Source organism: Bacteroides sp. (genome assembly GCF_019417265.1).
Classification (GTDB): Bacteria; Bacteroidota; Bacteroidia; order Bacteroidales; family Bacteroidaceae; genus Phocaeicola.
The window spans coordinates 16,175-40,661 of sequence record NZ_DXVR01000017.1 but is presented as its reverse complement, the minus strand read 5'-3'; the positions used below and the strand labels follow the sequence as shown (position 1 = coordinate 40,661).

Here is a 24,487-nt window from a genome sequence, read left to right as displayed (position 1 = left end):
AAGCTATGGAAGCAATAGAAAAATCATCAATACTACTATTGAATACATCTTCCGTACGGAGAGGATGACTATAATCCACACTACCCGACTCACGTGACTTCTGTCCTCGCATTGCCGGTACAAACATTCCGTCATAGTCCACCAACACCAACTGACCGTCTTCACGGACTATGATATTGTCTGGCTTCAAGTCACCATGTGCAAATTCCTGACTGAGCAACCAAGAACCCATACGGCAGAATTGATAGGTAATCAAAGAAAGTTTATATTTATCGTGAATATTGTTTCGGATATACTTGTCAAGTGTGAGACCTTCCACCCAGTCCATCAACAATACAGGAAACTCAGTATCGTTTCCTTGAGTTGTATCTACAAAAAGTTCCTTTTCAAGATATTGTATTGGAGCGAGGAATGTGGATGATATATATTCCAATTCTGAAGCAATAAGTTTATAACTTTCTTCTCTACCTTTCTGCTCTTTATAAAAACATTTCACAGCATACTGCTTTCCACTTTGCATATCTTCCATTTTAAAGACTACGGCAAAGTTCCCACTGGACATTATCGGGTTGCCGTCTGCATCAAAAACCGGACGTAGATTACTCAGTTTATCAAAATTATCTTCCGAGAATTTAATTGCTTGAACATATTCTAATAATGTAGGATAATTCATAGTGTTAAAATTCATTAAGTTTACTAATATATCTTTCCAATTTATTCCCTTTGAACAAAAATGAATATTTTCCTTTTGCCCCTTTAGGTATATTTATAACCTCAATGTGTGAACCAAATAAGCAAGAAGGATCAAAAGACTCAACTACACCATATAAATTTATTGTTTTCAACTTACGACAATATACAAAAGCTCCTTTTTCTATTGAAGACACTGAAACGGGAATATCAATACTTTGCAATGATTCACAACAGTAAAAAGAACAACGGCCGATAACTTTAACAGTATTTGGTACAATAAAATGTTTATATTTTGCAAAATAAGATATAAGCCTTTTCTTCTGTCTATCATACAGAACATTGTCTTCCACTTTAAACAAACTTGATTTACATATAATCTTATTTGTAAAATTACAGTCGAAAGGATTTCCTTCCATCTTTATTATAGAATTGGGTATGATTATGGTATTTAATTGTCTGCACCGACTAAAACTTCCATTACCTAAACAAACTACTGTATCTGGTATCTTTACATAACGCAAAAATTGATTCATACTAAAAGCGCCATCACATATCACTTTTGTTCCATCGGCTATTGTATAATATTCACTACTTCGTGTTATCGTTGGCCCTAAAATTAATTTATAGTTAGCATAAGCTCCACCATGATTATCCATTTTTTGAATTCTCAAATCATCTTCTGTGATTATAGTAGTAAGTTCAAACTCCGGCTTAGCAATATTAAACAATCTGAAAGAAACATTACTAAGCTCATTTCTTGCATACGCTATATAAAACAAGCCCAATAATTGAGCCAGTTCCACATCATTAGAAAGCAACTGAATAGCCTTTAAACATTCACTCTCACTAATATTCTGATAATCCTTTGCGCTTAAAAGCAGTCTGTCATCTGCTCCAAAATCATTCAGCAATTCCGGTTTCAAGGAAATAGCCTTTAAAGACAAAGCTATGGAAGCAATAGAAAAATCATCAATACTACTATTGAATACATCTTCCGTTCGGAGAGGATGACGATAATCCACACTACCCAATTCACGTGACTTCTGTCCTCGCATTGCAGGAACAAACATACCATCATAATCCACCAATACCAACTGACCATCCTCACGGACTATGATATTGTCGGGTTTCAAGTCGCCATGCGCAAACTCCTGACTGAGCAGCCAAGAACCCATGCGGCAGAACTGATAGGCTATCAAAGCAAGTTTGTATTGGTCGTGAATATTATTTCGGATATACTTGTCGAGTGTGAGACCTTCTACCCAATCCATCAACAACACAGGAAACTCTGTATCATTTCCTTGTGCCGTATCTACAAAAAGTTCCTTTTCAAAATACTTTATGGGAGTAAGGAATGTGGATGATATATACTCCAATTCCGAAGCTATAAGTTTATAGCCTTCTTCTCTGCCTTCCTGCTCGCGAAGAAAACATTTCACAGCATAGAACTTACCAGTTTGCTTATCCAGCATCTTAAAAACAACAGCAAAGTTTCCACTTGACATTACAGGATTACCGTCCGTATCAAACACTGGACGTAGATTAGTAAGTTTATCAAAGTTTTCTTCTGATAACTTTATAGCTTGGATATATTCTGATATTAATGGATAATTCATGGTATGCATATTTGTATTATTACTTTTCTCCCAACTGTGATTCCAATTGCTTTATTCTCTGCTGTAATTCTTCAACACTTGGCAATTCCTTCTCAATTTCAGCTATTCGTACATTGTCATAAGTAGCAACTCCTATTGGAGTAGACAACCCTTTAAAGCTATAACGAACCTCAGTCTGTTTCATATCGCTGCAAATAAGAAGTCCAATTGTAGGATTATCTTGCTCGCCTTTTAAAATATCGTTTACTGCATTAACATAGAAATTAAGTTTCCCGGCAAACTCAGGTTCAAATCTAACAGCTTTCAATTCAACCACAATATAACAATGCAAGCGTACATGATAGAAAAGCATATCTATTCTTCTACTCACTCCGTCAACAATAATTTCCTTTTGACGACCTAAAAATGCAAAGCCATTCCCGAGTTCCATCAAGAAGCGAGAGATATGATTTTCCAATGCAATTTCAAGATTGTGCTCCGAATAATCAGCAGGCAATTCAACAAATCCAAAATCATAATTTTCTTTTGTTATTTCCTGCACCAGTTCTGCCTGCTTTACAGGAAGCTGCTCCTTAAAATTATTGATTGCGCCATTTTGCTTTTCATAAAGTCTTTCCTCCAGATAACGCTGCAAAACAGTACGCTTCCATCCTTCTTGTATCGTCTTTTTAATGTAAAATATAGCCTCAGGTAAAGAAGCTGTAAGTCTTATTATATCCAGATTATGTCCCCAAGGTATTAAACCTAACAATTCCGGGAATTGTACAATTCCATCTACAGTCACCTGACAATCAGAGTTATACAATTCTTGTACGCTGCGTACAAGTTTTTCATCTTTAATTTTTTCCACATAAAAAGAGTACCAACGTTTCATTGCCCATAGATTGTCCGCACTCAGTCCTTTACTATTAGGAAATTCAGCCTGTAAATCAAGACTCACTTGCTCAACAACTCCATTTCCCCAACGTTCTTCCGCCTTCTTGTTTACCAAATTACCTCCCATATTCCAATACCATTTCAATTTCTCAAAATTGGTTTTTAACGCTGCATTTATCTGTGCCGTACGATATGACTGTTTCAAACTTTCTAACCAAGTTGAATACTCTGCATCACAAAAAACATCATGACTATTTACAAATATTGTTTTTTCTCCCATTTCTTAAATAATTTATACTTCTATCCAATACAAATATAATTAATAAGTTTCTGAACAACAACACTTTCATTAAAGTATGTTTTTATCATAACAATACCACTTCTCACCCATCATCTCCAACACCTTCTTGAACCTCGCCGGAATCAAAGACATTGCCTTTTCCACCATATATTCAGGAATAGACTTATAATATGCTTCCGCTATGCTACCTGTGATGCAAGCTAACGTATCACTGTCACCGCCAATGGATATTGCCCTGCGTATGGCACTCTCAAAATCACCACTCGACAGAAAGGAGATGACAGCCTGCGGCACTGTTCCCTGACAGTTTGAATCCCATCCGTAAGTCTTGTGCAAATATTTCCACGGCGTATCAAGATTGTAATGAAATTTCGCAGTAATAAACTCTTTGATATCATCCTTAGATGCACCGTTCCTTGCCAAAAATATAGCTGCCGAGACGGCCTGTGCTCCCTTTATCCCTTCAGGATGATTGTGCGTTATGGCAGCAGCAGTTTCGGCCACACGCAATGTAGTTCCCATATCACCATACAGCCAGCCGATGGCAGATGTACGCATGGCAGAACCGTTTCCCCACGAGTTATATGGACAACGACCGGATGCAGGTTTCCCGGTATGATAATCTATAAGCCTTTCCGGATGGAAAAGCCATGTATGAAATCCGCCTCCATATCCTCCCATCGGACACGGAACATTTATTGCCATATCAACCATCGTTTCCTCCAGCAGACGGGTCTGGACATCTGCATCAGCATTTATATCGTTCTTCATAGCCCACTCCGCCACTGCCATGGTCATCACAGTATCGTCAGTGAAATTACTCCTGCGAGGGAACATCTCGAAATTATAATCCTTCGTATTGCGACCTTCATACACAGAGCCGGCAATATCTCCTATTATTGCACCTAACATATAGATTGTACTTTTTTGATTTTATGTAAAGATGGGATTTTATTTTCGTTTATCACTACTGAAATGAGAAATTTCATAAAACAAATGACTGTTTAATTGCATATATTGTCCGTTTTTGCGAATATTGCACAAAATTTTCAAATCATGGAATTAAAAGAGTATTTAGACAATTTTGAAGAAAAGCTTCAGCAGGAGATATTGCGACTTTGTACTAACTATAAATTCTTAGACGGCAAACTGCTTGCCACTGACGACATAGACGACTACTGGCAGGTACTTGCTCCGGAATACATTGCCGATGCAGTGGAACAGGTTCAGGAGTACCCTACCGTATCTGTGGCATGGGCTGCTTATCTTGGTATAGCCGTAGCCTTCGGATGGGATATAGACTGGAACACCATCTCCAAAGCAAAATATAAGGATTTTTACGGCGAACAGGGATTCGACGATATGGACGAGCATCTGATAAGGGATGTTGTAGGCGTTTCGCTCGACAGCGAAGAAGCAAAGAATCTGGAAGAAATGATAAGAAGATGTGCCCGGAAAGCGATAGACCTTATCAGACATGAACAGATAGAGCCGCAAAGTCCTGTGGCATTTCATGTATTCACACGTGCCGTCAGAGTGATGTACAGAACGGGAGCAGCCATACAGCTTAAAAGAATGGGGTATAAATTCGAGAAAGTAAATCTCGGCGACTGTTGAAAGAGTTTTGCAAAGGCTTTTAAAAGCTGTTTAAACACTATTTAAAAAGCATTTAAACACCTATTAATATAATAGTAGTATGGAAGAAAAAGCAATATCCGGATGGTTTGTATTCAACTCCGGACAACTTCTGATAGTAAAAGACTCCGAAGGTAAATATCATATTCCTTATGGAGAAGAACCACCGGTGGCAGTTCCCGTGAGCAGTACCGTACATACCATCGGAGATATTTACGGCCACACGGCAAAGGCATATACCATATACTCACCCGTTCCCGGAAACGAGGACAGCGAAATGATGATGAAAGACCTGAGAGCCTCGTACGATGTCCTTCCGTTCGAAGAATACTACAGAGCCGGGAAAGCATCGCAGATATTGAACTGGGACAAGAACAGCCGCTACTGCCCTATGTGCGGTGTTCCTACAGTACAGGTATCTCCTATCGCCAAACGATGCCCGGAATGCCGTCAGGAGTTCTATCCACGCATATCACCCGCCGTAATAGTTCTTATAAAAAAAGAAGACAAAGTGCTTCTGGTACATGCAAAAAATTTCAGAGGACAATACAAAGGTCTGGTAGCAGGATTTCTGGAAGCAGGCGAGACACTGGAAGAATGTATCCGCCGTGAGGTAATGGAAGAGACAGAACTTACAATAAAAAACCTGAGATACTTCGGCAGTCAGCCGTGGCCTTATCCGAGCGGTATTATGATAGGTTTCACAGCCGATTACGAGAGCGGAACCATCAAGCTTCAGGATGAAGAGCTCAGTGCCGGAGAGTTCTATTCGCGCGACAATATGCCGGAAATTCCTAAGAAACTGAGCATAGCAAGGCAGATGATTGATGCCTGGCTGGAAGGTAAAGTGTGACGAAAACAGGGATTATCGACGCTTAGATACATTTTATTGCGCTTTTATAAAAACAATATCCCTACTTTTTATTAACTTTGCAAAGTTATTATTTTAACCAATAAACTTATATGCAGGAAAAGATTATTATTCTCGACTTCGGTTCACAGACTACACAGCTCATCGGTCGCCGTGTCCGCGAACTGAACATGTATTGCGAGATTGTTCCCTACAACAAGTTCCCACACAATGACCCGTCTGTTATTGGTGTAATCCTTTCAGGAAGCCCATTCTCAGTTTACGATGAAAAGGCTTTCAAGGTAGACCTTACTGACATCCGTGGCAAATATCCTATCTTGGGTATATGCTATGGCGCGCAGTTTATGTCATACACCAACGGAGGTAAGGTAGAACCGGCCAACACACGCGAATACGGACGTGCACACTTGACCAAGTTCGACCATCAGAATCCTCTTCTCAAAGGAATCCGCGAGAACTCACAGGTTTGGATGAGCCATGGCGACACAATCACAGCAATACCTGAAAACTTCGAAATCATAGCTTCTACCGACAAGGTAGCAGTAGCTGCTTATCAGGCAAAGAACGAAAAGCTTTGGGGAGTTCAGTTCCATCCGGAAGTATTCCACTCCGAAGACGGTACTCTGCTTCTGAAAAACTTCGTAGTTGATATCTGCGGCGGTAAGCAGGACTGGAGCGCAGCATCATTCATCGAAACTACAGTAGCCGAACTCAAGGCTCAGCTTGGCGATGACAAGGTAGTTCTTGGTTTGAGCGGTGGTGTCGATTCATCAGTAGCAGCAGTTCTTCTTAACAAGGCTATCGGCAAGAACCTTACATGTATCTTCGTTGACCACGGTATGTTGCGTAAAAACGAGTTCAAGAACGTTCTTCACGACTACGAATGCCTCGGTCTTAACGTAATCGGCGTTGATGCGAGCGAAAAGTTCTTCAGCGAACTGGCCGGTGTTACAGAACCTGAACGCAAGCGTAAGATTATAGGTAAAGGCTTCATCGACGTATTCGACGAAGAAGCTCACAAGATAAAGGATGTAAAATGGTTGGCTCAGGGTACTATCTATCCTGACTGCATCGAATCTCTTTCTATTACAGGTACTGTAATCAAGAGCCATCACAACGTAGGTGGTCTGCCTGAAAAGATGAACCTGAAGCTTTGCGAACCATTGCGTCTGTTGTTCAAGGATGAAGTTCGCCGTGTAGGTAGAGAACTTGGAATGCCTGAACATCTTATCACTCGTCATCCTTTCCCGGGTCCTGGTCTGGCTGTTCGTATTCTTGGCGACATCACTCGCGAGAAAGTGCGTATCCTTCAGGATGCAGACGATATATTCATCCAGGGACTGCGTGACTGGAAGACTAAGGATGCAGAAGGAAACGAAACATCTTTGTACCATCAGGTATGGCAGGCAGGTGTTATCCTGTTGCCTGTACAGAGCGTAGGTGTAATGGGTGACGAACGTACATACGAACGTGCCGTTGCATTGCGTGCCGTAACAAGTACAGATGCCATGACTGCCGACTGGGCTCACCTTCCATATGAGTTCATGGCAAAGGTTTCTAACGATATCATCAACAAAGTAAAAGGCGTAAACCGCGTTTGCTACGATATCTCTTCAAAACCACCTGCAACAATCGAGTGGGAGTAATTTAAACCCTATTTATAGCCTTTCTAAAGGCATTTGGAGTAGCCTCAACTTGAAAAAAAGTCGGGGCTATTTTGTTGATATACAGCTAAAAAGCACACTATATATATTCAGATATATATTTTCACATTTGTGTCAATATATTCAAATTAGCACCGGTTTTTGACACCAGTCTTTAATACTAATATTTTCCTGATGGAAATAATCCTGTAATTTCGTGGAAGAAAAAATTTTATCTCAGGATTTTGTTTTTTAATTTTATTTTATATATGTTTGCATTACAACGATAAAACACTATAAGCATGTTAACCACAAATAAATACTAACTCATTATGCTAAGATGGTAATAATATAGTATATAAAAGAATTTAACCTATAATAATAAATAACAGCTCATAAAGTATGACCAATTACCAAACTTTTACTAACTTTGTGCCGTTGCAGAAGCAACAAGACATAAATTAGGAAGCGTTTAGTAAATTCCAACTGATGAATCTGGACAATTCACCGTATAACTGGAATAATAGGCGTACTTCCTTTGGTTTGTTATATATGTTACCCAACAACATATACAGCCAAAGGTGTGAGCTGTTTTTTAATCTGTTATACGGGCAGTCCAGAGCCTATCAGTGGATTAGACTAACAGGCTCACACTTCCTTTTTATGCCTATTCATTTATCAATTAAACTGCATTAAGAGCCATAATGCAACAATAAAACAATGAAAAAATTATTATTTGTTTTAATGGCGGCCTTTACTATTGGAGTTAATGCGCAAAGCAATATTCAATGGGAAGGGTTTGCAGGACTTAATGTTTCCAACATTGGAGGATTAGGCTCAAAACCTGGCTTTCATATTGGAGCAAAAGCCGAATTGGGAATACCATCTATTGCAGATGGGGTATATGTGAATGCTGGAGCTGTTTTCTCCATGAAAGGATGTAAACAAGATTATGGCGACTTAGGTGGAGCAAAGACCAAAGCTAACTTTTTGGATATTCCTATTCATATGGGATATAGGTACAATATCAACAATGACTTTTCCATCTTTGGAGAAGTCGGTCCATATTTCTCTTTTGGGCTGTTCGGAAAGACAAAGACTGAGGAATTAGACAGTGATGGATTTGGTGATTGGTCTATGACAGAATATAGCTATAATACATTTGGCAAAGACGGTTTAAAGAGATTTGATGTCGGTGCTGGTCTTAGGTTCGGTGTAGAACTTAAACAAAAATACAATCTAGCTATAGGTTATGACTGGGGATTTATTGATTTATATAATCAAATGGAAATAGATGAAAGCGGAGAATATGAAGATGGTACATCCCTTGATTTAACCCCAAAAATGAAGACCAAAAATCTTACAATATCTATAGGTTACAAATTCTAAATATTAAGAGAAACATATCAACAAGAATATTAATTTATTTAAAACAAAAGACTATGAGAAATTTTTTTAATCTAACATTTATCGTTTTAGTATCAATTACAAGTTTAATGCTTTCTGCCTGCTCAAAGGATGATGCAACAAAAGACGGAGATAAAAGCAATGGAGAAAAAGTTATTGTAAACGGAGAAACATGCTATGTTAACTTAAATGATGAAAATTTGTATATTCCGAGTTCATTCGATATAAAAAGAAATTATTTCGATTTTTACTCTTCAATATATTACAAAGATGATATTACAGGCACTGAATTCAGATTTAAAGTTAATAAAGAGGAGTTGTCTGATTTTGTTAACCAGAATATCGCATCATACACAGAAGTAGAAACATTTACGAAAGCAAGTAGCATGGATATATATGATACGGAATATACCTTTAAAAATGGAGAAATCATTTTAAAAGAAGTAACTGAAAGTAAGATTGTTATTCAGTTCAAAAATGCCGTATGGGATACTGTTAGGCGTTTGCCGTCAGAAAATGAAAACGGTACATTGTCTATAGATGGTACTATTACTTTCCATCAAGAAGAATATTAATAGCAAGAAATCAGATAATAGTTAAAAAATAAGTACATTTAACTATAAAAACAATAAAAGCGGAACAATCCATGAAAGTTCCGCTTTTATTGTTTATATACGATATGTCATCAATCATCAATATCAATCACTCTGAACTGTTTGTCAAACTTGATTTCCCATTTGCTTGAAAGTTTGATTTCGTGTTCTCTTGAGTTTCTTTCAATCTTCAGAATCTTGTCATCAGGATAGTTAGCATTTACATAATCCAGAATCTGTTTTGGAACAATCTGTGTAGGTACACCATCCTTGATACATTTTACTTCTGTCCAGTCGCCCGATTTATCGAATTCAATCTTGTCGCCTGAAGTGAATATAACATCAAAACTCTTGTAGAACAGGTCTGTTTCCTGCTTTGCCATTGCTACCTTTGCATTCTTAAAATAAGTAGAAATGAATGTCTGGGCCTTCAACGGCAACTGACCAATCTGAATAGGTTTGTCTGTATCTGCTACAGCGATTACTGACATTGTGAACAAGCAAACGAATAAAAATATAACCTTTTTCATAACTATAAAAATTTAATTGTTAGTACTGCGTTTAATTTTATATTGCAAAGATTATACTCAATACTGAAAAGATTCTGGAAAAAACGGATTTTTCCGGTTTTTTTCGCAAAAAATCAATTTTCTCTACACATTAACCTCAAATACGTGCATTCCGTCCTTAAATTCATACACAATATTTATATTGTTTGCCTTACATATAGTATATACCAAGGCTAATCCAAGGCCCGTGGAACCTTCCTTCTTACTCCCCTGGTAGAATCGGGTGAATATCTTCGAAGAATCCAAAGCATCTTCGCCTGTATTGGCCACTATAAAGCCTTTATCCTTAACAACCACTTCAATCTTACCATTGTCAGAGTTATGCAGATAGGCATTTTTCAATAGGTTTGAAACAAGCATTACAGCCAACGATTCATTTATCCGCATTTGTAAGGATGAGGTTTCTGACAGGCTGACCGTTATATTCTTATAGGCATATACTTCACTGAACACATCTGTATATTGATGTATCATGGAATTTACCGAAACGTCTTTCATATCGGCATACTGCCCGTTCTCAATCTTGCACAGGAGTAACAAAGACTTGTTCATGCGCGTAATGTTTTCAAGCGTCTGATGCGTCTTGGCTATTTCCTCCATCTGTTTTTCTGTCAGATTCTCGTCCTCCATAAGCATTTCCAGACGGTTCAGACATATAGCGAGCGGAGTCTGCATCTCATGCGACGCATTGCCTATAAAGAGTTTTTGCTGTTCGTATAGCTTCTCGTTACGGTCAACGGACATAGTTACTGCCTGATAGAGGTTCTTGAATTCCGTTATGTTCTGCTTCGTGGAAAGAGGAGTATTTCCGCTGCCAATCTTGTAATTGTTGAACCATGACAGAAGAGCATACAGTGGTTTCATATTGCGCCTGAATATCCACATATTAAGCAATAACAATATAAGTATGATACCGACATAAAGTGCTATTATCCAACCCAAGATAGACTGTTGCAAGTCTATTTTATCTATTGTAGGTGTATAAACCACCAGCTCCTTATACCCACTGTCAGTCTTGAAAATTGTCATCAGGATTCTTGCCGGCTCATACTCTAATTTCTCGTCGATATAAACCATCTCGTCGCGATAAGATATTTGCGGATATGTTTTGGCATATTCCTCACTCACATCGTACATATAGAACTGATTGTTTGAACCATTGTTGAGCGAAGGCATAACCTCACCGTTGAGATATCTGATAATCAGGTTCTCTGAATAATCCTCAAGCGAATCGTCAACCTCGTCATTCACTTCAGCTATTATTGCCCAGTAGAAAAGCACAGCCCAGGCAGTCATTACTACTACCGATGCAGCAGATACGTGCAGCATCACATTGTGAAACAGTTTCATTCCAATACGAATTTATAACCTATACCATAAACAGCCTTAAGTTCCGGAGTGGAACCTGCATCCTTCAGCCGCTTCCTCAGATTTTTTATCTGTGCGTAGATGAAGTCGAAGTTATCCACCTGGTCTATATGGTCTCCCCAGACGGATTCGGCCAATGTACTTTTGTTTACCAGTCTGTTAGGACGAAGCATGAAATATACCAGAATGTCGTATTCCTTACGGTTTAGGTCAATCAATTTTCCACCTACACTCACTTCAAACTTCTCAGGCAGGATTTCGATATTTCCGAAAACGATTTTCTTCTCTCCTTCCCTCTGGTTTCTTCTCAGCAGACTTTTGATTCGTGCATGAAGTTCGGCCAGATGGAAAGGCTTCGGCAGATAATCATCCGCTCCGAGGTCAAGTCCCTTAACTTTATCTTCTATAGAATCCTTGGCAGAAAGGATTATCACATTTGCCTTCTTTCCCATATCCTGGAGTTCGGCCAACAAGTCCAACCCATTACCGTCCGGCAGCATTATATCAAGCAGAATACAGTCATAATCATAATCGCCGGCCTTCATCAGTGCCGTATGATAATCCGGAGCCTGCGAAACTACATACCTCTCCTTCTCGAGCGACTTTGTGATGATTTCCATCAAATCTTTATCGTCTTCTACTACAAGTATTTTCATTTCTCAAAATATTATGTTCGTATATCCACAAAATTAGGAGTAAAAACAGAAAATATAAAAAAATCGGCCTGAAAATCTTATAAAAAGACCTTCAGACCGATAAGATTGGCGATATTAATTAATATTTGATTATTAATTATTCATTGAACCAGCGTACATAGCAGAAGTCCTGACGGTGAGCCAAATCAGAATTCTTAGGATACATACGGTATGAAACCTTGAAGCTTCCTGCATTTGACAAGCTGTGAGTAATCTGGAATGTGTACAAGTTGCCTTCCACTTTCACAACATCCATAGGAGTTACAGAATAAATGTATTCCTTGCCTTCTGCATTCTTGTAAGTTACTACGAGTTCGATACCTACAGCATCTTTCAAGCCCTTTTCGTCAACTACGCAAGTGATTGTGTAGTCCTTACCGCTTTCTACGTTACCTTCGCGGAGTTCCTCACACTTGTTCAAAGAAACAATCTGAATTGAATCCCACTTAGCTGCAACTTCTTCTTTCCATGCTGCGATTTCCTTAGCCTTGGCATAATCATTTGCAGCAAGAAGTTTGTAACGGTCAGCTTCCTTAGTATAGAACTTAGAATAATAGTCGTCAAGCTGACGCTTCATTGTATAGTGAGGAGCTACCTGAGCGATAGAATTCTTGATAGTTCTAACCCATCCTTCAGAATATCCCTTCTTATTGCGAGCATAGTACAATGGAAGAATTTCAGTTTCAAGGATACTGTAGATAGTAGCAGCATCAAGCTGATCCTGGTGTTCCTGATTCTGATAAGTACGTTTTTCAGTCAATGCCCATCCTGCACCTTCGCGGTAACCTTCAAGCCACCATCCGTCGAGTACAGAGAAGTTTACAACACCGTTCATCAAAGCCTTTTCACCTGATGTACCAGATGCTTCAAGAGGACGTGTTGGAGTGTTCATCCAGATATCAACACCTGAAACAAGACGGCGTGCAAGCTTCATATCGTAGTTTTCGAGGAAGATAATCTTACCAAGGAACTCAGGACGCTTAGATATTTCTACAATCTTCTTAATCAATCCCTGACCAGCACAATCGTGTGGGTGAGCCTTACCTGCAAACAGGAACTGTACCGGATAGTTAGGGTTGTTTACAATCTTAGCCAGACGGTCAAGGTCAGTAAACAACAGGTGAGCACGCTTGTAAGTAGCGAAACGGCGAGCAAAACCTATCAACAGTGCGTTAGGATTGATTTTATCCATCAATGAAACTACACGTGAAGGGTCTCCCTGGTTCTTCAACCATGTATCGCGGAACTGATTACGGATATAGTCAGTAAGTTTGTTCTTCAATGCAAGACGAGTGTTCCAGATTTCTTCATCAGGAACATTGTAGATAGCTTCCCAAATCTTAGGATTAGACTGGTCTTTCAGGAAGTTTGCATCGAAATATTTGCTGTAAAGTTTCTGCCATTCAGAAGCACACCAAGTCGGGAAGTGAACACCGTTTGTAACATATCCCACGTGGCTTTCTTCAGGGAAGTAACCTTTCCATATTCCTGAGAACATTTCCTGAGAAACTTTTCCGTGCAACCAGCTCACACCGTTAACTTCCTGGCAAGTGTTGCAAGCGAATGTAGACATACAGAAACGTTCGTTGTTGTCACCCGGATTGATACGTCCAAGGTCCATCAAATCCTGCCATGAGATACCCATACGCTGTGGATAGCCACCCATGTACTTACCAAACAAACCTTCATCGAAGTAGTCGTGACCTGCAGGAACAGGAGTGTGAACAGTGTACAATGAAGAAGCACGAACCACTTCAAGAGCCTGTTCGAATGTCATTCCGCTTTCTACGAATTCGCACAGACGCTGTACGTTACACAATGCTGCGTGACCTTCGTTGCAGTGGTAAACATCTTTCTTAATGCCAAGTTTTTCGAGCAACAATACACCACCGATACCAAGAAGGATTTCCTGTTTCAAGCGGTTTTCCCAGTCGCCACCATAAAGCTGGTGAGTGATAGGACGGTCGAATTCGCTGTTCATTTCGTTGTCTGTATCAAGCAGATACAATGGAACACGACCTACGTTTACTCTCCATACATATGCATGTACATAGTAGTCAAGATAAGGAACATCCACTACCAATGGCTTTCCGTCTTCGCCGATTACACGGTCCAATGGAAGGCTACCGAAGTTCTGAGCTTCATAGTTAGCCACCTGCTGTCCGTCCATAGACAGGCTCTGAGTGAAATATCCGTAGCGATACAAGAAACCTACGGCACACATATCTACGTTGCTGTCTGAAGCTTCTTTCAGATAGTCACCGGCAAGGATACCAAGACCTCCTGAATATATCTTCAATACATGAGTCATACCGTACTCCATACAGAAATATGCCACTGAAGGACGTTTCTTGTCAGGAGCAACGCTCATATAGTCAGTAAATTTCTTATATACACTATTTATCTTGTCCAAAGCCTTCTTATCTGCAGAAATAGCTTCGAGTTTTTCGTAACTTAAACGTTCCAAGAAAGCAACAGGGTTTTGTCCCACTACACTCCATAATTCAGGATCAAGAGACTTAAACATATCTGTAGCTTCATAATTCCATGACCACCAAATATTATGGGCCATTTCCTGTAACATCTTCAAAGAATCAGGAATACGAGATTTTACTGTAACCTCTTTCCATACAGGAGCATTAGCATAATTTGTTTTAATTTTCATATCTCTCAAATACTTAAAATTATTAATTCTCTTTATTATTCTCTAATCTTACAGAAGCATTGCGCAGAGCAACGTCATATGCTTCGTAATAATACTTGATAAAATGTTTCCACAATGCCTTTTCGGCTATGGCAGCGGCATTTTTACGGATTTTTTCTATCTGTTTCGCATCTAATGATGAAAACTCACAGATAGTATCCTTTATGGCATCAGCCACTTCGGAATAGTTATAGTCAGTGCGGTGTATAACCTTCACTCCATCCTTCAGTTCTCCGTTATGGCCTACTATTGAGTTCACCCAAAGTCCGAAACCAGCAAGATCGGAAGTTATAGTAGGAACCTTGAATGCCACACTTTCCAGCGGTGTATATCCCCATGGTTCATAATATGAAGGATAAACACTAAGGTCGTTACCCAATACCAAATCATAATATGTCATATTCAGGATACCGTCTTTTCCGTCAAGATAACACGGAACAAAGATAACCTTTACTTTTGAATCGGCTGAGTTTGACATATTCAGGTATTTAAGCATGTCAAGAACCTGGTCGTGGCTCATATTGTGCAACCAGTGTGTAACGAAAGGCACTTCAAGAGGAGTATTGAACTTTTCCTTGCTGTTTAATCTATCGATAAGGTCTTGTCTGGCATCTCCTACCCATCCCGGCACATTGATGAAAGCCAGTACATTTTTCTTTAGATTTTTATCTCTGGTAAGTCGATTTAGAGTTTCAAGGTAAACATTAATTCCTTTATTCTTGAATTCATATCGGCCGCTTGTACCTATTATAAGAGTGTCGTCACCCAAATTCGTACCGAACAGTTTGTTAGCAAGGTTCAGCATCACCTGTCTTGCTTTCTTGCGTTTGGCAGAGAAAGAGCGTCCCTGTGGGACAAAATCATTCTCAAAACCATTCATCAGAACCACGTCAGCAGGCTTGTCAAGCAGTTCCTTACATTCATTATTAGTGATTTCGCTCACAGTAGTAAAGCAGTCCACATGATGCGCAGTCTGTTTCTCTATGGAATGTTTAGACTCCATATTAAGCTCTCTGGCCATCTGGTCACCATTGTAAGCAAACAGATAATCATATAAAGGCTTGTTGTTTCCGGCTATAGAACGGCCTATAGAAGTAGCATGTGTTGTGAAAATAGTAGCGATTTCCGGTACTCTTTTCTGAATATACAGTGCTCCCAATCCTGTCATCCATTCGTGGGCCTGATATATAACCTTTTTATCCGGGCCAAGGAAGAACCTGTAATAGCTTTCGACGACCTTTCCGGCTGCATATGAGAACATCGAAGCCTCATCATAATCGCCATAAGCGTGTAAAGAATCCACCTGATAGTCTATCCAGGCCTGAGTATAGATTTCATTTTTTTGCTCAAAGAATGGAGCAAAATCCACTAAAATTGCGATTGGATTACTCGGAATATTCCATCTTCCAATCCTCAAACTTAATTTATCAGAGCTCAAAGCATGTTCACGCCAGTCCTTGAGCAGTTTTTCATCCTCAACGAACAAAGGATTTTCTTTTCCCAACCATACATCCGGTCCAATGAAAAAAATCTTATCCTCGAATGCTTCCTGCAAAGTCTTCGCTCTTGTGGATAAAACGGTGTAAATTCCTCCAACTTTATTACACACTTCCCAACTAGACTCAAAAATATAATCAGGAGTTAAAAGCTGTTCCATCATCTTATAAGTTTAACTTTATTTGTCGCAAAGATAGGAAAAACATACATAAAATCAAAAAAATCTGAACATTTTTTTGCAGCTAATCAAGGTTTAATACTGAATAAAACATAATAAGTTACATTAACAATACTAAAGGCTGATTCCATAATCCGCCTCACAGAACATAGAATCAGCCTTCATTCAAGCTATATCGCCCAGAAAAAATTTTTTTTTTATAATTATGCCTCAGTCAGTCTCTTTGAAGATAATTTTTCAAGGAAATACACCAGCAGGAAGCCTACTATCATCAGCACTATCGCCTCTACCAGGTATTGATTAGGAAGGATATTCTCCTCTATCAACGGTTTTGCCACCCCATGACTGTCTGTGTAATACTCCACTACCCTCTTCCAAGGCCAGACTTTGTTAAGCGAACCAAGCATAAATCCCGTAAGAACCGAAAGAGTTATGTTTCTGAAATTCTTCAGAGCGTACGACAAAACTCTGGAGAAAGAAGTTATACCTATAAATGCTCCTGCACCGAAAATCACCAGGATAACTATATCAAGAGTCTTTACAGCTTCCATTATATAAAAGTATTTGCCTAAAAGAACCAATATGAAACTACCCGAAATTCCCGGCAATATCATTGCACATATGGCAATCGCCCCACACAAAAAGATGAATAAATAGTTTGATGGCGTTTCTGCCGGAGTGGCAACTGTTATATAATAAGCTATACCTGCACCGATAATAAAAGACAATATGGTTTTCCAGTTCCATTCCTTTATATCCTTTGATACAAACCATGTTGATGCAAGCACAAGGCCGAAAAAGAATGACCACACCAGAACAGGATGGTCTGTAAGCAACCATGTTATGATTTTTGCCAATGAGAAAACACTTATACCTACGCCCAGGATTATGGAAATAAGAAAATTTCCGTTGATGCCTTTCCAGAACTCTGAAATTTTTCCCGTAAAAAGCGACTTCAGATTTTTTACATTAATACTTTTAATCGAATTGATAAGTTCATCGTAAATGCCGACGATAAATGCTATAGTTCCGCCGGAAACTCCGGGTACTACATCGGCAGCACCCATACCCATCCCCTTTAAAACCAATGTTGCGTAATCTTTTAATTTACGTTCCATAATAATTTATTGTTTACTGATTTTTTTACGGTGCAAAGGTATATAAAATGGATAAACAGCACAATAAATCCGATGAATTAAAACGACGAAGCGTTTGGTTGAAAACGAACGCACGTTTTAAGTAAAATGATTCGTCGTTTTATTTTTATTACGTCGTTCACATTTTTTCACATAAAAAGAGGGAACAATTATAGCATAAATTCCGTTATATATAGCGTATAACAATCAAAAAAAATACAGTTATGTCAAAAACAGCATTTAAAGGTTCCCCAGTTAATCTGGCAGGAGAATTCATCAATACCGGAATTACAGCACCGGACTTCACTATGGTAAAGGGCGATTTGAGCCAGTTCAAACTTTCTGAGACAAGAGGTAAGTTCGTAGTTCTGAACATTTTCCCAAGCCTTGACACAGGAGTATGCGCCACTTCAGTAAGAAAGTTCAACCGGTTGGCAGCAAAAATGAACAACACTATGGTTCTTGCCATTTCAAAGGACCTACCTTTTGCACAGGGACGCTTCTGCACTACAGAAGGTATCGAAAATGTAATTCCATTGTCAGACTTCAGAAACCCTTCGGATTTCGATGTCAACTATGGTGTACTGATAGCTGATGGTCCGCTGAGCGGTCTGCTGGCACGTTCAGTAGTAGTTATCAACCCGGAAGGCAAGATTATTTATACAGAACTTGTTCCGGAAATTACTCAGGAACCAGACTACGAAGCAGCATTGGCAGCAATAAAGTAAAGAAACAACACAATAACCAATCACTCATAACCACAAAAGAAACCGGGTACAAAGGATTCAACCTCTAACCCGGTTTTTATTTTTATTCTCCATCAGACTTTATCAGTCTTCAGAGAATTCCTTTATTCTCTGTTCCTCACTCAGACGGCATACCAGCAAAGTGTTATTCTTTTCTGCTATGATATATCCGTCAAGTCCCTGAATTACGACCTTCTTCTCCTGAGTAGTATGGACCACACAGTTTCTTGATTCATACATCTTAATATTCTCACCTATGCATACATTGCCGTGAGCATCTTTGGCAGAATTTTCATGCAAGGAACCCCATGTACCCAAATCACTCCATCCAAATGATGCAGGGAACACGTAGATTTCGTCAGCCTTCTCCATTACAGCGTAGTCCACAGATATATTCTCACACATCGGGAACAGTTCGTTTACCATTTCCTGTTCCTTGTCTGTGAAGAAATACGGCATAAGCTTTTCAAAAATCTTGCTCAGTGCCGGCTGGTAAACACGCATGGCATTCACGATTGTATTCACATTCCATATAAAGATACCTGCATTCCAGAAATAATTCTTCTTCTGGATATATCTCTTTGCAGTTTCAAGGTCCGGTTTTTCCTTGAAAGCGTCCACTCTGTATATTTCCTTGTTTGAGGGACATGCCATAGTCAGATCTGCCTCTATATATCCGTAACCCGTTTCCGGACGTGTTGTCTTCATACCCAATGTCACAATGGCATCCGAAGAGGAAGTAAACTTCATAGCCGAGTTTATCACCCTTCTGAACTCGTTTACATCCATTACTATATGGTCACTTGGCGTAACAACTATATTCGCCTTAGGATTTTTCGATTTGATTTTCCAGCTTACATATGCAATACATGGAGCCGTATTGCGTCTACATGGTTCGAGAAGTATCTGTTCTGAAGGTATTTCCGGCAATTGCTCCCTGACGATAGATTCATAGTTTGCAGAAGTAACAACCCAAACATTTTCCGGTGGGCATATATCCTTAAATCTGTCTACTGTCAGCTGTATAAGCGTACGTCCGCATCCAAGTACATCAATAAACTGTTTAGGCAGTTCCTTACTGCTCATAGGCCAGAATCTGCTGCCTATACCTCCGGCCATTATTACTATATGATTGTTCACATTCATCTCCATAAACATACATCTTTTTATAATTACCGCAAAAATAGCTGTTTTTTTTTTATAAAAAACAACATAAAGAATAATTTTTCATAAGTCCTTAAGTACAAGATACATCACAAATACTCCTTACTTTCAAATTTATGGTTACATTTGTATCAGAATTATATTCAAAATAAACAAGGACAATGAAAAAATACCATAACGTACTAACTATAGCAGGTTCGGACTGCAGCGGAGGAGCCGGAATACAGGCAGACATAAAGGCCATTTCGGCCCTGGGAGGATATGCAGCAAGTGCAATTACGGCCATCACAGTACAAAACACATGCGGAGTGACAGGCATACACCCCGTACCGGCATCATATGTCAAAGCACAGATTGAAGCCGTAATGACTGACATCAAACCGTCAGCCATAAAGATAGGAATGATAAACGATGTGGAAATCGTGAAAGCCATAGCAGAAAGCATTAAGGAGTACAAACCTAAATTTGTAGTGTTCGACCCCGTTATGGTTTCCACAAGCGGATGCAAACTGATTGAGGACAAAGCAATAGAGGCTATAAAGGAAGAGCTTATACCGCTGTCCACTATAATAACCCCTAACCTGAGCGAAGCTATGGTACTTACAGGCGACAGCATAAGTGATGCAGCTTCTATGACAGCAGCCGGCAACAAAATTCTGGAATCAGGATGCGGGGCAGTTCTCATAAAAGGAGGCCATCTTGAAGGAAACGACATGTGCGACGTTCTGTGCATAAAAGGAGAAAATACACCTTATATATATACGGCTTCTAAAATCTCAAGCAAAAACACCCACGGGACAGGATGCACACTGTCATCATCCATTGCCACTTATCTGGCATTGGGCGAAACGCTCCAGGAAGCGGTAAGAAAAGCAAAAGACTATGTACACAAAGGTATTCTGAACGGGAAAGATGTGTGTATCGGTAGCGGACACGGCCCTCTGAACCACTTCTATTCGCCTGTTCCTATGCACATTTTCAACGAAAATGAGTAATTATATGAAAAAATCATTACCTTTGCAGCACTATCAATAATTATTAAATATTAAAATCATGAAAGCATTTGTATTTCCAGGACAGGGAGCTCAGTTTGTAGGTATGGGTAAGGACCTGTATGAAAACTCAACATTGGCCAAAGAGCTTTTTGAAAAAGCAAACGATATTTTAGGCTATCGCATCACTGATATAATGTTCAATGGAACAGACGAAGACCTCCGTCAGACTAAGGTTACTCAGCCTGCCGTATTCCTTCACTCTGTCATCTCTGCATTGTGCATGGGCGAAAACTTCAAGCCGGAAATGACTGCCGGACACTCACTCGGAGAATTCTCTGCACTCGTAGCAGCGGGAGCACTTTCTTTCGAAGACGGTCTTAAATTGGTTTACGCACGTGCTATGGCTATGCAGAAAGCATGCGAAGCAAAACCGTCTACTATGGCTGCCATCATCGCATTGCCGGATGAAAAAGTAGAAGAAATCTGTGCAAAAGTAGCGTCAGAAGGCGAAGTTTGCGTAACTGCAAACTACAACTGCCCTGGACAGATTGTAATCTCAGGCTCTATCGAAGGCATAAACAAGGCTTGCGAATTGATGAAGGAAGCAGGAGCGAAACGCGCTCTTCCACTGAAAGTCGGCGGTGCATTCCACTCTCCACTCATGGAGCCTGCAAAAGTTGAGCTTGAAGCAGCTATCAACGCTACTGAGTTCCACACTCCAAAATGCCCTGTATATCAGAACGTAGACGCAAAACCATATACAGACCCGGCACAAATCAAGGCTAATCTTGTAGCTCAGCTTACCGCTTCTGTAAGATGGACACAGACTGTCCAGAACATGATAGCTGATGGAGCTGACGAGTTCACTGAATGCGGACCGGGAGCCGTTCTTCAAGGACTTATCAAGAAGATAAACAAAGAAGCGAATGCCCACGGCATTGAATAATATTACTCTAACCAGACACGTATCGGCCTGAAAGGCATTATACGTGTCTTTTTTTTAATCTAAAACTGCAAAACTATGAATCCTGAAGAAAAAATCATTATATATCAAGTCTTTACACGCCTATTTGGCAACCAGGTGCTGACATGTAGAGCCAATGGAAGCATAGACGAGAACGGATGCGGGAAAATGGATAATTTCACAGAGCAGGCCCTGGCAGAAATAAAGAAACTGGGAGCAACACATATCTGGTACACAGGAGTAATAGCCCATGCCACACAGACTGACTACACCGCATATGGTTTGAGCAAGGACCATCCTGCTGTGGTAAAAGGGAAAGCAGGCTCACCTTACGCAATAAAAGACTATTACGACATTGACCCTGACCTGGCTGTAAATGTAGACAAGCGAATGGAAGAATTCGAGGCTTTGGTAAACCGTACACATGAGGCCGGAATGAAAATGATTATCGACTTCGTACCGAACCATGTGGCGCGCCAGTATAAATCGCTTGCCAAACCGGAAGGGGTAAAAGACCTTGGCGAGGACGATGATACCACAGTATCTTTCAGACCTGACAACAATTTCTACTATATCCCGGGCGAGGAACTGAAAGGCGATATCGACCTGTACGACCCTCAAGCCGGAAGATATACCGAAAAGCCGGCAAAGGCTACCGGAAACAACAAATTCGATGCATGGCCTAACAGAACAGACTGGTACGAAACAGTCAAGTTGAATTATGGTGTTGACTACTATAATAATTCGGGATGCCACTTCTCTCCTGCTCCTGACACATGGACAAAGATGAGGGACATTCTGCTCTTCTGGGCAGCGAAAGGAATAGACGGTTTCAGATGCGACATGGCCGAAATGGTACCGTGCGAGTTCTGGGGATGGGCAATTCCGCAAATAAAGGAAAAACATCCGGACATAATATTCATAGCAGAGGTTTATAACCCGCAGGAATACAGAAACTATATCTTCAACGGTCACTTTGACTACTTGTACGACAAAGTGGGACTATACGACACACTCAGGGCCGTGATATGCAACAGTGCATCTGCCACAGCCATAACAGGATGCTGGCAAAGCATTAACGACATTCAGGAACATATGCTGAACTTCCTCGAGAACCACGACGAACAGCGCATCGCATCCGATTTCTTCGCAGGAAACCCTATAAAGGCTTTCCCGGGTATGATAGTATCGGCATGTATGAACACAAATCCTGTAATGATATATTTCGGCCAGGAACTTGGAGAAAGCGGAATGGATTCTGAAGGATTTAGCGGAAGGGACGGAAAAACTACCATTTTCGACTATTGGAGCATAGACAGCCTCCGCCGCTGGACTAACCACGGACGATACAATACACACCTTCTTAACGTAAAGGAAAAGAACATAAGAAACTTCTACAAGACTCTTATGAATCTTTGCAACGAGGAGAAATGTATATCGCATGGAAAATTCTTCGACCTCATGTATGCCAATCTGAACGGATGGCAGATGAACGAGCATAAGCAATATGCTTTCATCAGAAAGTATGAAGATGAAGTGCTGCTTATAGCTGTAAACTTTGGCGACATAAACATGAGGGTGGCAATAAACATACCGGAGCACGCATTTGAGTATCTGTCAATGCCTAAGTTGGAGAACATCAAAGTCAAGGACTTACTGACAGGTAAAGAGGAAAAGATAAACTTTACATCTGCCAAACCGGTAGGTACCGATCTTCCGGCCAACAGCGGTAAGATATTGAAAATAAAGCTAAAATGAATCTTATAAACCAAAAACGGCAGCCTGGTGGGGCTGCCGTTTTTGGTTTCATTATCGTTTCATTAATCCTATTTTCAAGTTTAGTTTGAAGTAATACACTCCGTTTTCCCTTTCCAGATATCCGTATTTGTCTTTCTCTGTAGAGCCTTTTTCCAGACGGGAATTCTGATAAAGGCAATCGGCAAATACCTGTCGGAAAGCTTTCTGATAGCAGAGCACTTCTCCTTCTGCAGTAACGAAGAGGAAGCCTGAGATAGCGGAGTCAGTACCGTTGTACATCTTGGCAGGACGCATTCCCATAGCCAGAGCCAGCAGAAGTTCTTTCACTTTATATTCGTAATATCCGTGCTTGTTTATCAGTTCATCCTTTATCTTTAGCGGATTAAGTTTCTTTATTTCCTCTGTCAGTTCCGATACCTTTGTTATTCCGTCAAGCCACATGATACGTGTCATTTCGGCAAACATACGTCCGGCATGGAGGTCTATCATCGAAAGGTTGCTTCTGAAAATCTTGTCGGCCACATCATTGTATTTAAGCACACCTCCAAGACGCTCTATCATCAGCATTCTGCTTGTCACGTCATCTTCCTCGCCTTCAGCGTTGATTTTGTTTATAGTAGGGACAGCAAATTTCACTCCTGTCTGCTCAAACTTGAAGTTAGCCGAACGTCCACCGTCAAGCAGAGGCAACATCTTTCCTCCCATTCTCGAACGTACGCAGAAGCCTGTGAGCGGAGCATCAGCATGATAGAAAGCTACGGAAAAGTCGGTACGGTCGTCCGTCTGAGCTTCAAGGTCGAAGATTGCCACTTCATCAAGAAATTCCTCTACACCATCAGGAGAGGTGACATCATTGCCCGAAGTGTTTTTTATGGCTTCCTTTATCAGTTCGGCCACAGTATCGAAATCCTCGCGCGGAACCTTCTTGTCGATATTCTCACCTTTTACGTTGATAAAATCCTTTTCTATGATATACCGGCGTGTTCCGTCGTGTTCCTCACGCTGAACCATAGCCACAGGTATCACATGCGCTTCATTGCGCTTCACATCAGGCGTTCCGGCATACACTTGTCCGTCG

The 24,487-nt window shown here is 40.2% G+C and carries 21 protein-coding genes; 9 read left to right on the top strand and 12 right to left on the bottom strand.

Annotated elements, in window-relative coordinates; all coding sequences use genetic code 11:
• From QZ379_RS03960 to QZ379_RS03945, 4 genes are all read right to left on the bottom strand, one after another.
• Positions 1-688 (bottom strand): AarF/UbiB family protein (locus tag QZ379_RS03960; protein WP_291558579.1); only part of this gene is annotated, 688 nt, incomplete at its 3' end.
• Positions 678-2,309, bottom strand: a complete 1,632-nt coding sequence (locus QZ379_RS03955; protein WP_291558578.1) for a leucine-rich repeat protein — start codon at positions 2,307-2,309, stop codon at positions 678-680. The genes QZ379_RS03955 and QZ379_RS03960, both read right to left, overlap by 11 nt.
• A 19-nt stretch (positions 2,310-2,328) precedes the next feature.
• Complete coding sequence (locus tag QZ379_RS03950) at positions 2,329-3,465, bottom strand: PDDEXK nuclease domain-containing protein (protein ID WP_291558577.1); 1,137 nt, start codon at positions 3,463-3,465, stop codon at positions 2,329-2,331.
• A gap of 69 nt (positions 3,466-3,534) precedes the next feature.
• Positions 3,535-4,398, bottom strand: coding sequence for an ADP-ribosylglycohydrolase family protein (locus QZ379_RS03945; protein WP_291558576.1), 864 nt, complete (start codon positions 4,396-4,398; stop codon positions 3,535-3,537).
• Positions 4,399-4,542: 144 nt separating this feature from the next.
• On the opposite strand from QZ379_RS03945, the gene QZ379_RS03940 reads away from it, so the two are divergent.
• The 5 genes from QZ379_RS03940 to QZ379_RS03920 all read left to right on the top strand — a co-directional run bounded on the left by QZ379_RS03940 (position 4,543) and on the right by QZ379_RS03920 (position 9,617).
• A complete protein-coding gene (locus QZ379_RS03940) occupies positions 4,543-5,103 on the top strand; it encodes a hypothetical protein (protein WP_291558575.1) in 561 nt (186 codons plus the stop codon).
• Positions 5,104-5,182: 79 nt separating this feature from the next.
• Positions 5,183-5,974: an NAD(+) diphosphatase gene (nudC, locus tag QZ379_RS03935; protein ID WP_291558574.1), complete on the top strand. Its 792-nt coding sequence runs from the start codon at positions 5,183-5,185 to the stop codon at positions 5,972-5,974.
• 110 nt (positions 5,975-6,084) lie between these two features.
• Positions 6,085-7,638, top strand: coding sequence for a glutamine-hydrolyzing GMP synthase (gene guaA, locus QZ379_RS03930; protein ID WP_291558573.1), 1,554 nt, complete (start codon positions 6,085-6,087; stop codon positions 7,636-7,638).
• 717 nt (positions 7,639-8,355) lie between these two features.
• On the top strand, positions 8,356-9,024 hold the full coding sequence (locus QZ379_RS03925; RefSeq protein WP_291558572.1) for a porin family protein: 669 nt from the start codon (positions 8,356-8,358) through the stop codon (positions 9,022-9,024).
• Between the two features lie 53 nt (positions 9,025-9,077).
• Complete coding sequence (locus tag QZ379_RS03920) at positions 9,078-9,617, top strand: hypothetical protein (RefSeq protein WP_291558571.1); 540 nt, start codon at positions 9,078-9,080, stop codon at positions 9,615-9,617.
• Between the two features lie 110 nt (positions 9,618-9,727).
• On the opposite strand, the gene QZ379_RS03915 is transcribed toward QZ379_RS03920, so the two are convergent.
• The 6 genes from QZ379_RS03915 to QZ379_RS03890 all read right to left on the bottom strand — a co-directional run bounded on the left by QZ379_RS03915 (position 9,728) and on the right by QZ379_RS03890 (position 17,764).
• Positions 9,728-10,165 carry a PepSY-like domain-containing protein gene (locus tag QZ379_RS03915; RefSeq protein WP_291558569.1) on the bottom strand — a complete coding sequence of 146 codons (438 nt, stop codon included), beginning with the start codon at positions 10,163-10,165 and terminating at the stop codon, positions 9,728-9,730.
• Positions 10,166-10,288: 123 nt separating this feature from the next.
• The gene (locus QZ379_RS03910; RefSeq protein WP_291558567.1) at positions 10,289-11,554 is read right to left on the bottom strand and encodes a HAMP domain-containing sensor histidine kinase; all 1,266 of its coding nucleotides are present in this window, start codon (positions 11,552-11,554) and stop codon (positions 10,289-10,291) included.
• A complete protein-coding gene (locus QZ379_RS03905) occupies positions 11,551-12,228 on the bottom strand; it encodes a response regulator transcription factor (RefSeq protein ID WP_291558565.1) in 678 nt (225 codons plus the stop codon). Before QZ379_RS03905 ends, QZ379_RS03910 begins: the two co-directional genes overlap by 4 nt.
• Positions 12,229-12,364: 136 nt before the next feature.
• On the bottom strand, positions 12,365-14,932 hold the full coding sequence (gene glgP / locus QZ379_RS03900; protein WP_291558563.1) for an alpha-glucan family phosphorylase: 2,568 nt from the start codon (positions 14,930-14,932) through the stop codon (positions 12,365-12,367).
• Between the two features lie 22 nt (positions 14,933-14,954).
• Entirely contained in the window at positions 14,955-16,631 is a 1,677-nt protein-coding gene (locus QZ379_RS03895; RefSeq protein WP_291558561.1) for a glycogen/starch synthase, read from the bottom strand.
• Positions 16,632-16,849: 218 nt separating this feature from the next.
• Complete coding sequence (locus tag QZ379_RS03890; protein ID WP_291558559.1) at positions 16,850-17,764, bottom strand: DUF368 domain-containing protein; 915 nt, start codon at positions 17,762-17,764, stop codon at positions 16,850-16,852.
• 242 nt (positions 17,765-18,006) lie between these two features.
• On the opposite strand from QZ379_RS03890, the gene tpx reads away from it, so the two are divergent.
• Positions 18,007-18,510, top strand: a complete 504-nt coding sequence (tpx, locus tag QZ379_RS03885; RefSeq protein ID WP_291558558.1) for a thiol peroxidase — start codon at positions 18,007-18,009, stop codon at positions 18,508-18,510.
• 102 nt (positions 18,511-18,612) lie between these two features.
• On the opposite strand, the gene QZ379_RS03880 is transcribed toward tpx, so the two are convergent.
• The gene (locus tag QZ379_RS03880) at positions 18,613-19,674 is read right to left on the bottom strand and encodes a mannose-1-phosphate guanylyltransferase (protein ID WP_291558582.1); all 1,062 of its coding nucleotides are present in this window, start codon (positions 19,672-19,674) and stop codon (positions 18,613-18,615) included.
• Positions 19,675-19,853: 179 nt separating this feature from the next.
• On the opposite strand from QZ379_RS03880, the gene thiD reads away from it, so the two are divergent.
• The 3 genes from thiD (at position 19,854) to QZ379_RS03865 (ending at position 23,409) form a co-directional block, all read left to right on the top strand.
• On the top strand, positions 19,854-20,687 hold the full coding sequence (thiD, locus tag QZ379_RS03875) for a bifunctional hydroxymethylpyrimidine kinase/phosphomethylpyrimidine kinase (RefSeq protein ID WP_291558556.1): 834 nt from the start codon (positions 19,854-19,856) through the stop codon (positions 20,685-20,687).
• Between the two features lie 58 nt (positions 20,688-20,745).
• Positions 20,746-21,633: an ACP S-malonyltransferase gene (gene fabD / locus QZ379_RS03870; RefSeq protein ID WP_291558554.1), complete on the top strand. Its 888-nt coding sequence runs from the start codon at positions 20,746-20,748 to the stop codon at positions 21,631-21,633.
• A gap of 75 nt (positions 21,634-21,708) precedes the next feature.
• Positions 21,709-23,409, top strand: coding sequence for an alpha-amylase family glycosyl hydrolase (locus QZ379_RS03865; protein WP_291558552.1), 1,701 nt, complete (start codon positions 21,709-21,711; stop codon positions 23,407-23,409).
• Positions 23,410-23,460: 51 nt separating this feature from the next.
• Here QZ379_RS03865 and QZ379_RS03860 read toward each other — a convergent pair.
• A partial coding sequence (locus QZ379_RS03860; RefSeq protein ID WP_291558551.1) for an HpaII family restriction endonuclease occupies positions 23,461-24,487 on the bottom strand: 1,027 nt, incomplete at its 5' end.

Coding starts and splice junctions, on each gene's coding strand:
- QZ379_RS03955 (WP_291558578.1), bottom strand. CDS start 2,309: ATGAATTATCCATTAATATCAGAATATATCCAAGCTATAAAGTTATCA.
- QZ379_RS03950 (WP_291558577.1), bottom strand. CDS start 3,465: ATGGGAGAAAAAACAATATTTGTAAATAGTCATGATGTTTTTTGTGAT.
- QZ379_RS03945 (WP_291558576.1), bottom strand. CDS start 4,398: ATGTTAGGTGCAATAATAGGAGATATTGCCGGCTCTGTGTATGAAGGT.
- QZ379_RS03940 (WP_291558575.1), top strand. CDS start 4,543: ATGGAATTAAAAGAGTATTTAGACAATTTTGAAGAAAAGCTTCAGCAG.
- nudC (WP_291558574.1), top strand. CDS start 5,183: ATGGAAGAAAAAGCAATATCCGGATGGTTTGTATTCAACTCCGGACAA.
- guaA (WP_291558573.1), top strand. CDS start 6,085: ATGCAGGAAAAGATTATTATTCTCGACTTCGGTTCACAGACTACACAG.
- QZ379_RS03925 (WP_291558572.1), top strand. CDS start 8,356: ATGAAAAAATTATTATTTGTTTTAATGGCGGCCTTTACTATTGGAGTT.
- QZ379_RS03920 (WP_291558571.1), top strand. CDS start 9,078: ATGAGAAATTTTTTTAATCTAACATTTATCGTTTTAGTATCAATTACA.
- QZ379_RS03915 (WP_291558569.1), bottom strand. CDS start 10,165: ATGAAAAAGGTTATATTTTTATTCGTTTGCTTGTTCACAATGTCAGTA.
- QZ379_RS03910 (WP_291558567.1), bottom strand. CDS start 11,554: ATGAAACTGTTTCACAATGTGATGCTGCACGTATCTGCTGCATCGGTA.
- QZ379_RS03905 (WP_291558565.1), bottom strand. CDS start 12,228: ATGAAAATACTTGTAGTAGAAGACGATAAAGATTTGATGGAAATCATC.
- glgP (WP_291558563.1), bottom strand. CDS start 14,932: ATGAAAATTAAAACAAATTATGCTAATGCTCCTGTATGGAAAGAGGTT.
- QZ379_RS03895 (WP_291558561.1), bottom strand. CDS start 16,631: ATGATGGAACAGCTTTTAACTCCTGATTATATTTTTGAGTCTAGTTGG.
- QZ379_RS03890 (WP_291558559.1), bottom strand. CDS start 17,764: ATGGAACGTAAATTAAAAGATTACGCAACATTGGTTTTAAAGGGGATG.
- tpx (WP_291558558.1), top strand. CDS start 18,007: ATGTCAAAAACAGCATTTAAAGGTTCCCCAGTTAATCTGGCAGGAGAA.
- QZ379_RS03880 (WP_291558582.1), bottom strand. CDS start 19,674: ATGAATGTGAACAATCATATAGTAATAATGGCCGGAGGTATAGGCAGC.
- thiD (WP_291558556.1), top strand. CDS start 19,854: ATGAAAAAATACCATAACGTACTAACTATAGCAGGTTCGGACTGCAGC.
- fabD (WP_291558554.1), top strand. CDS start 20,746: ATGAAAGCATTTGTATTTCCAGGACAGGGAGCTCAGTTTGTAGGTATG.
- QZ379_RS03865 (WP_291558552.1), top strand. CDS start 21,709: ATGAATCCTGAAGAAAAAATCATTATATATCAAGTCTTTACACGCCTA.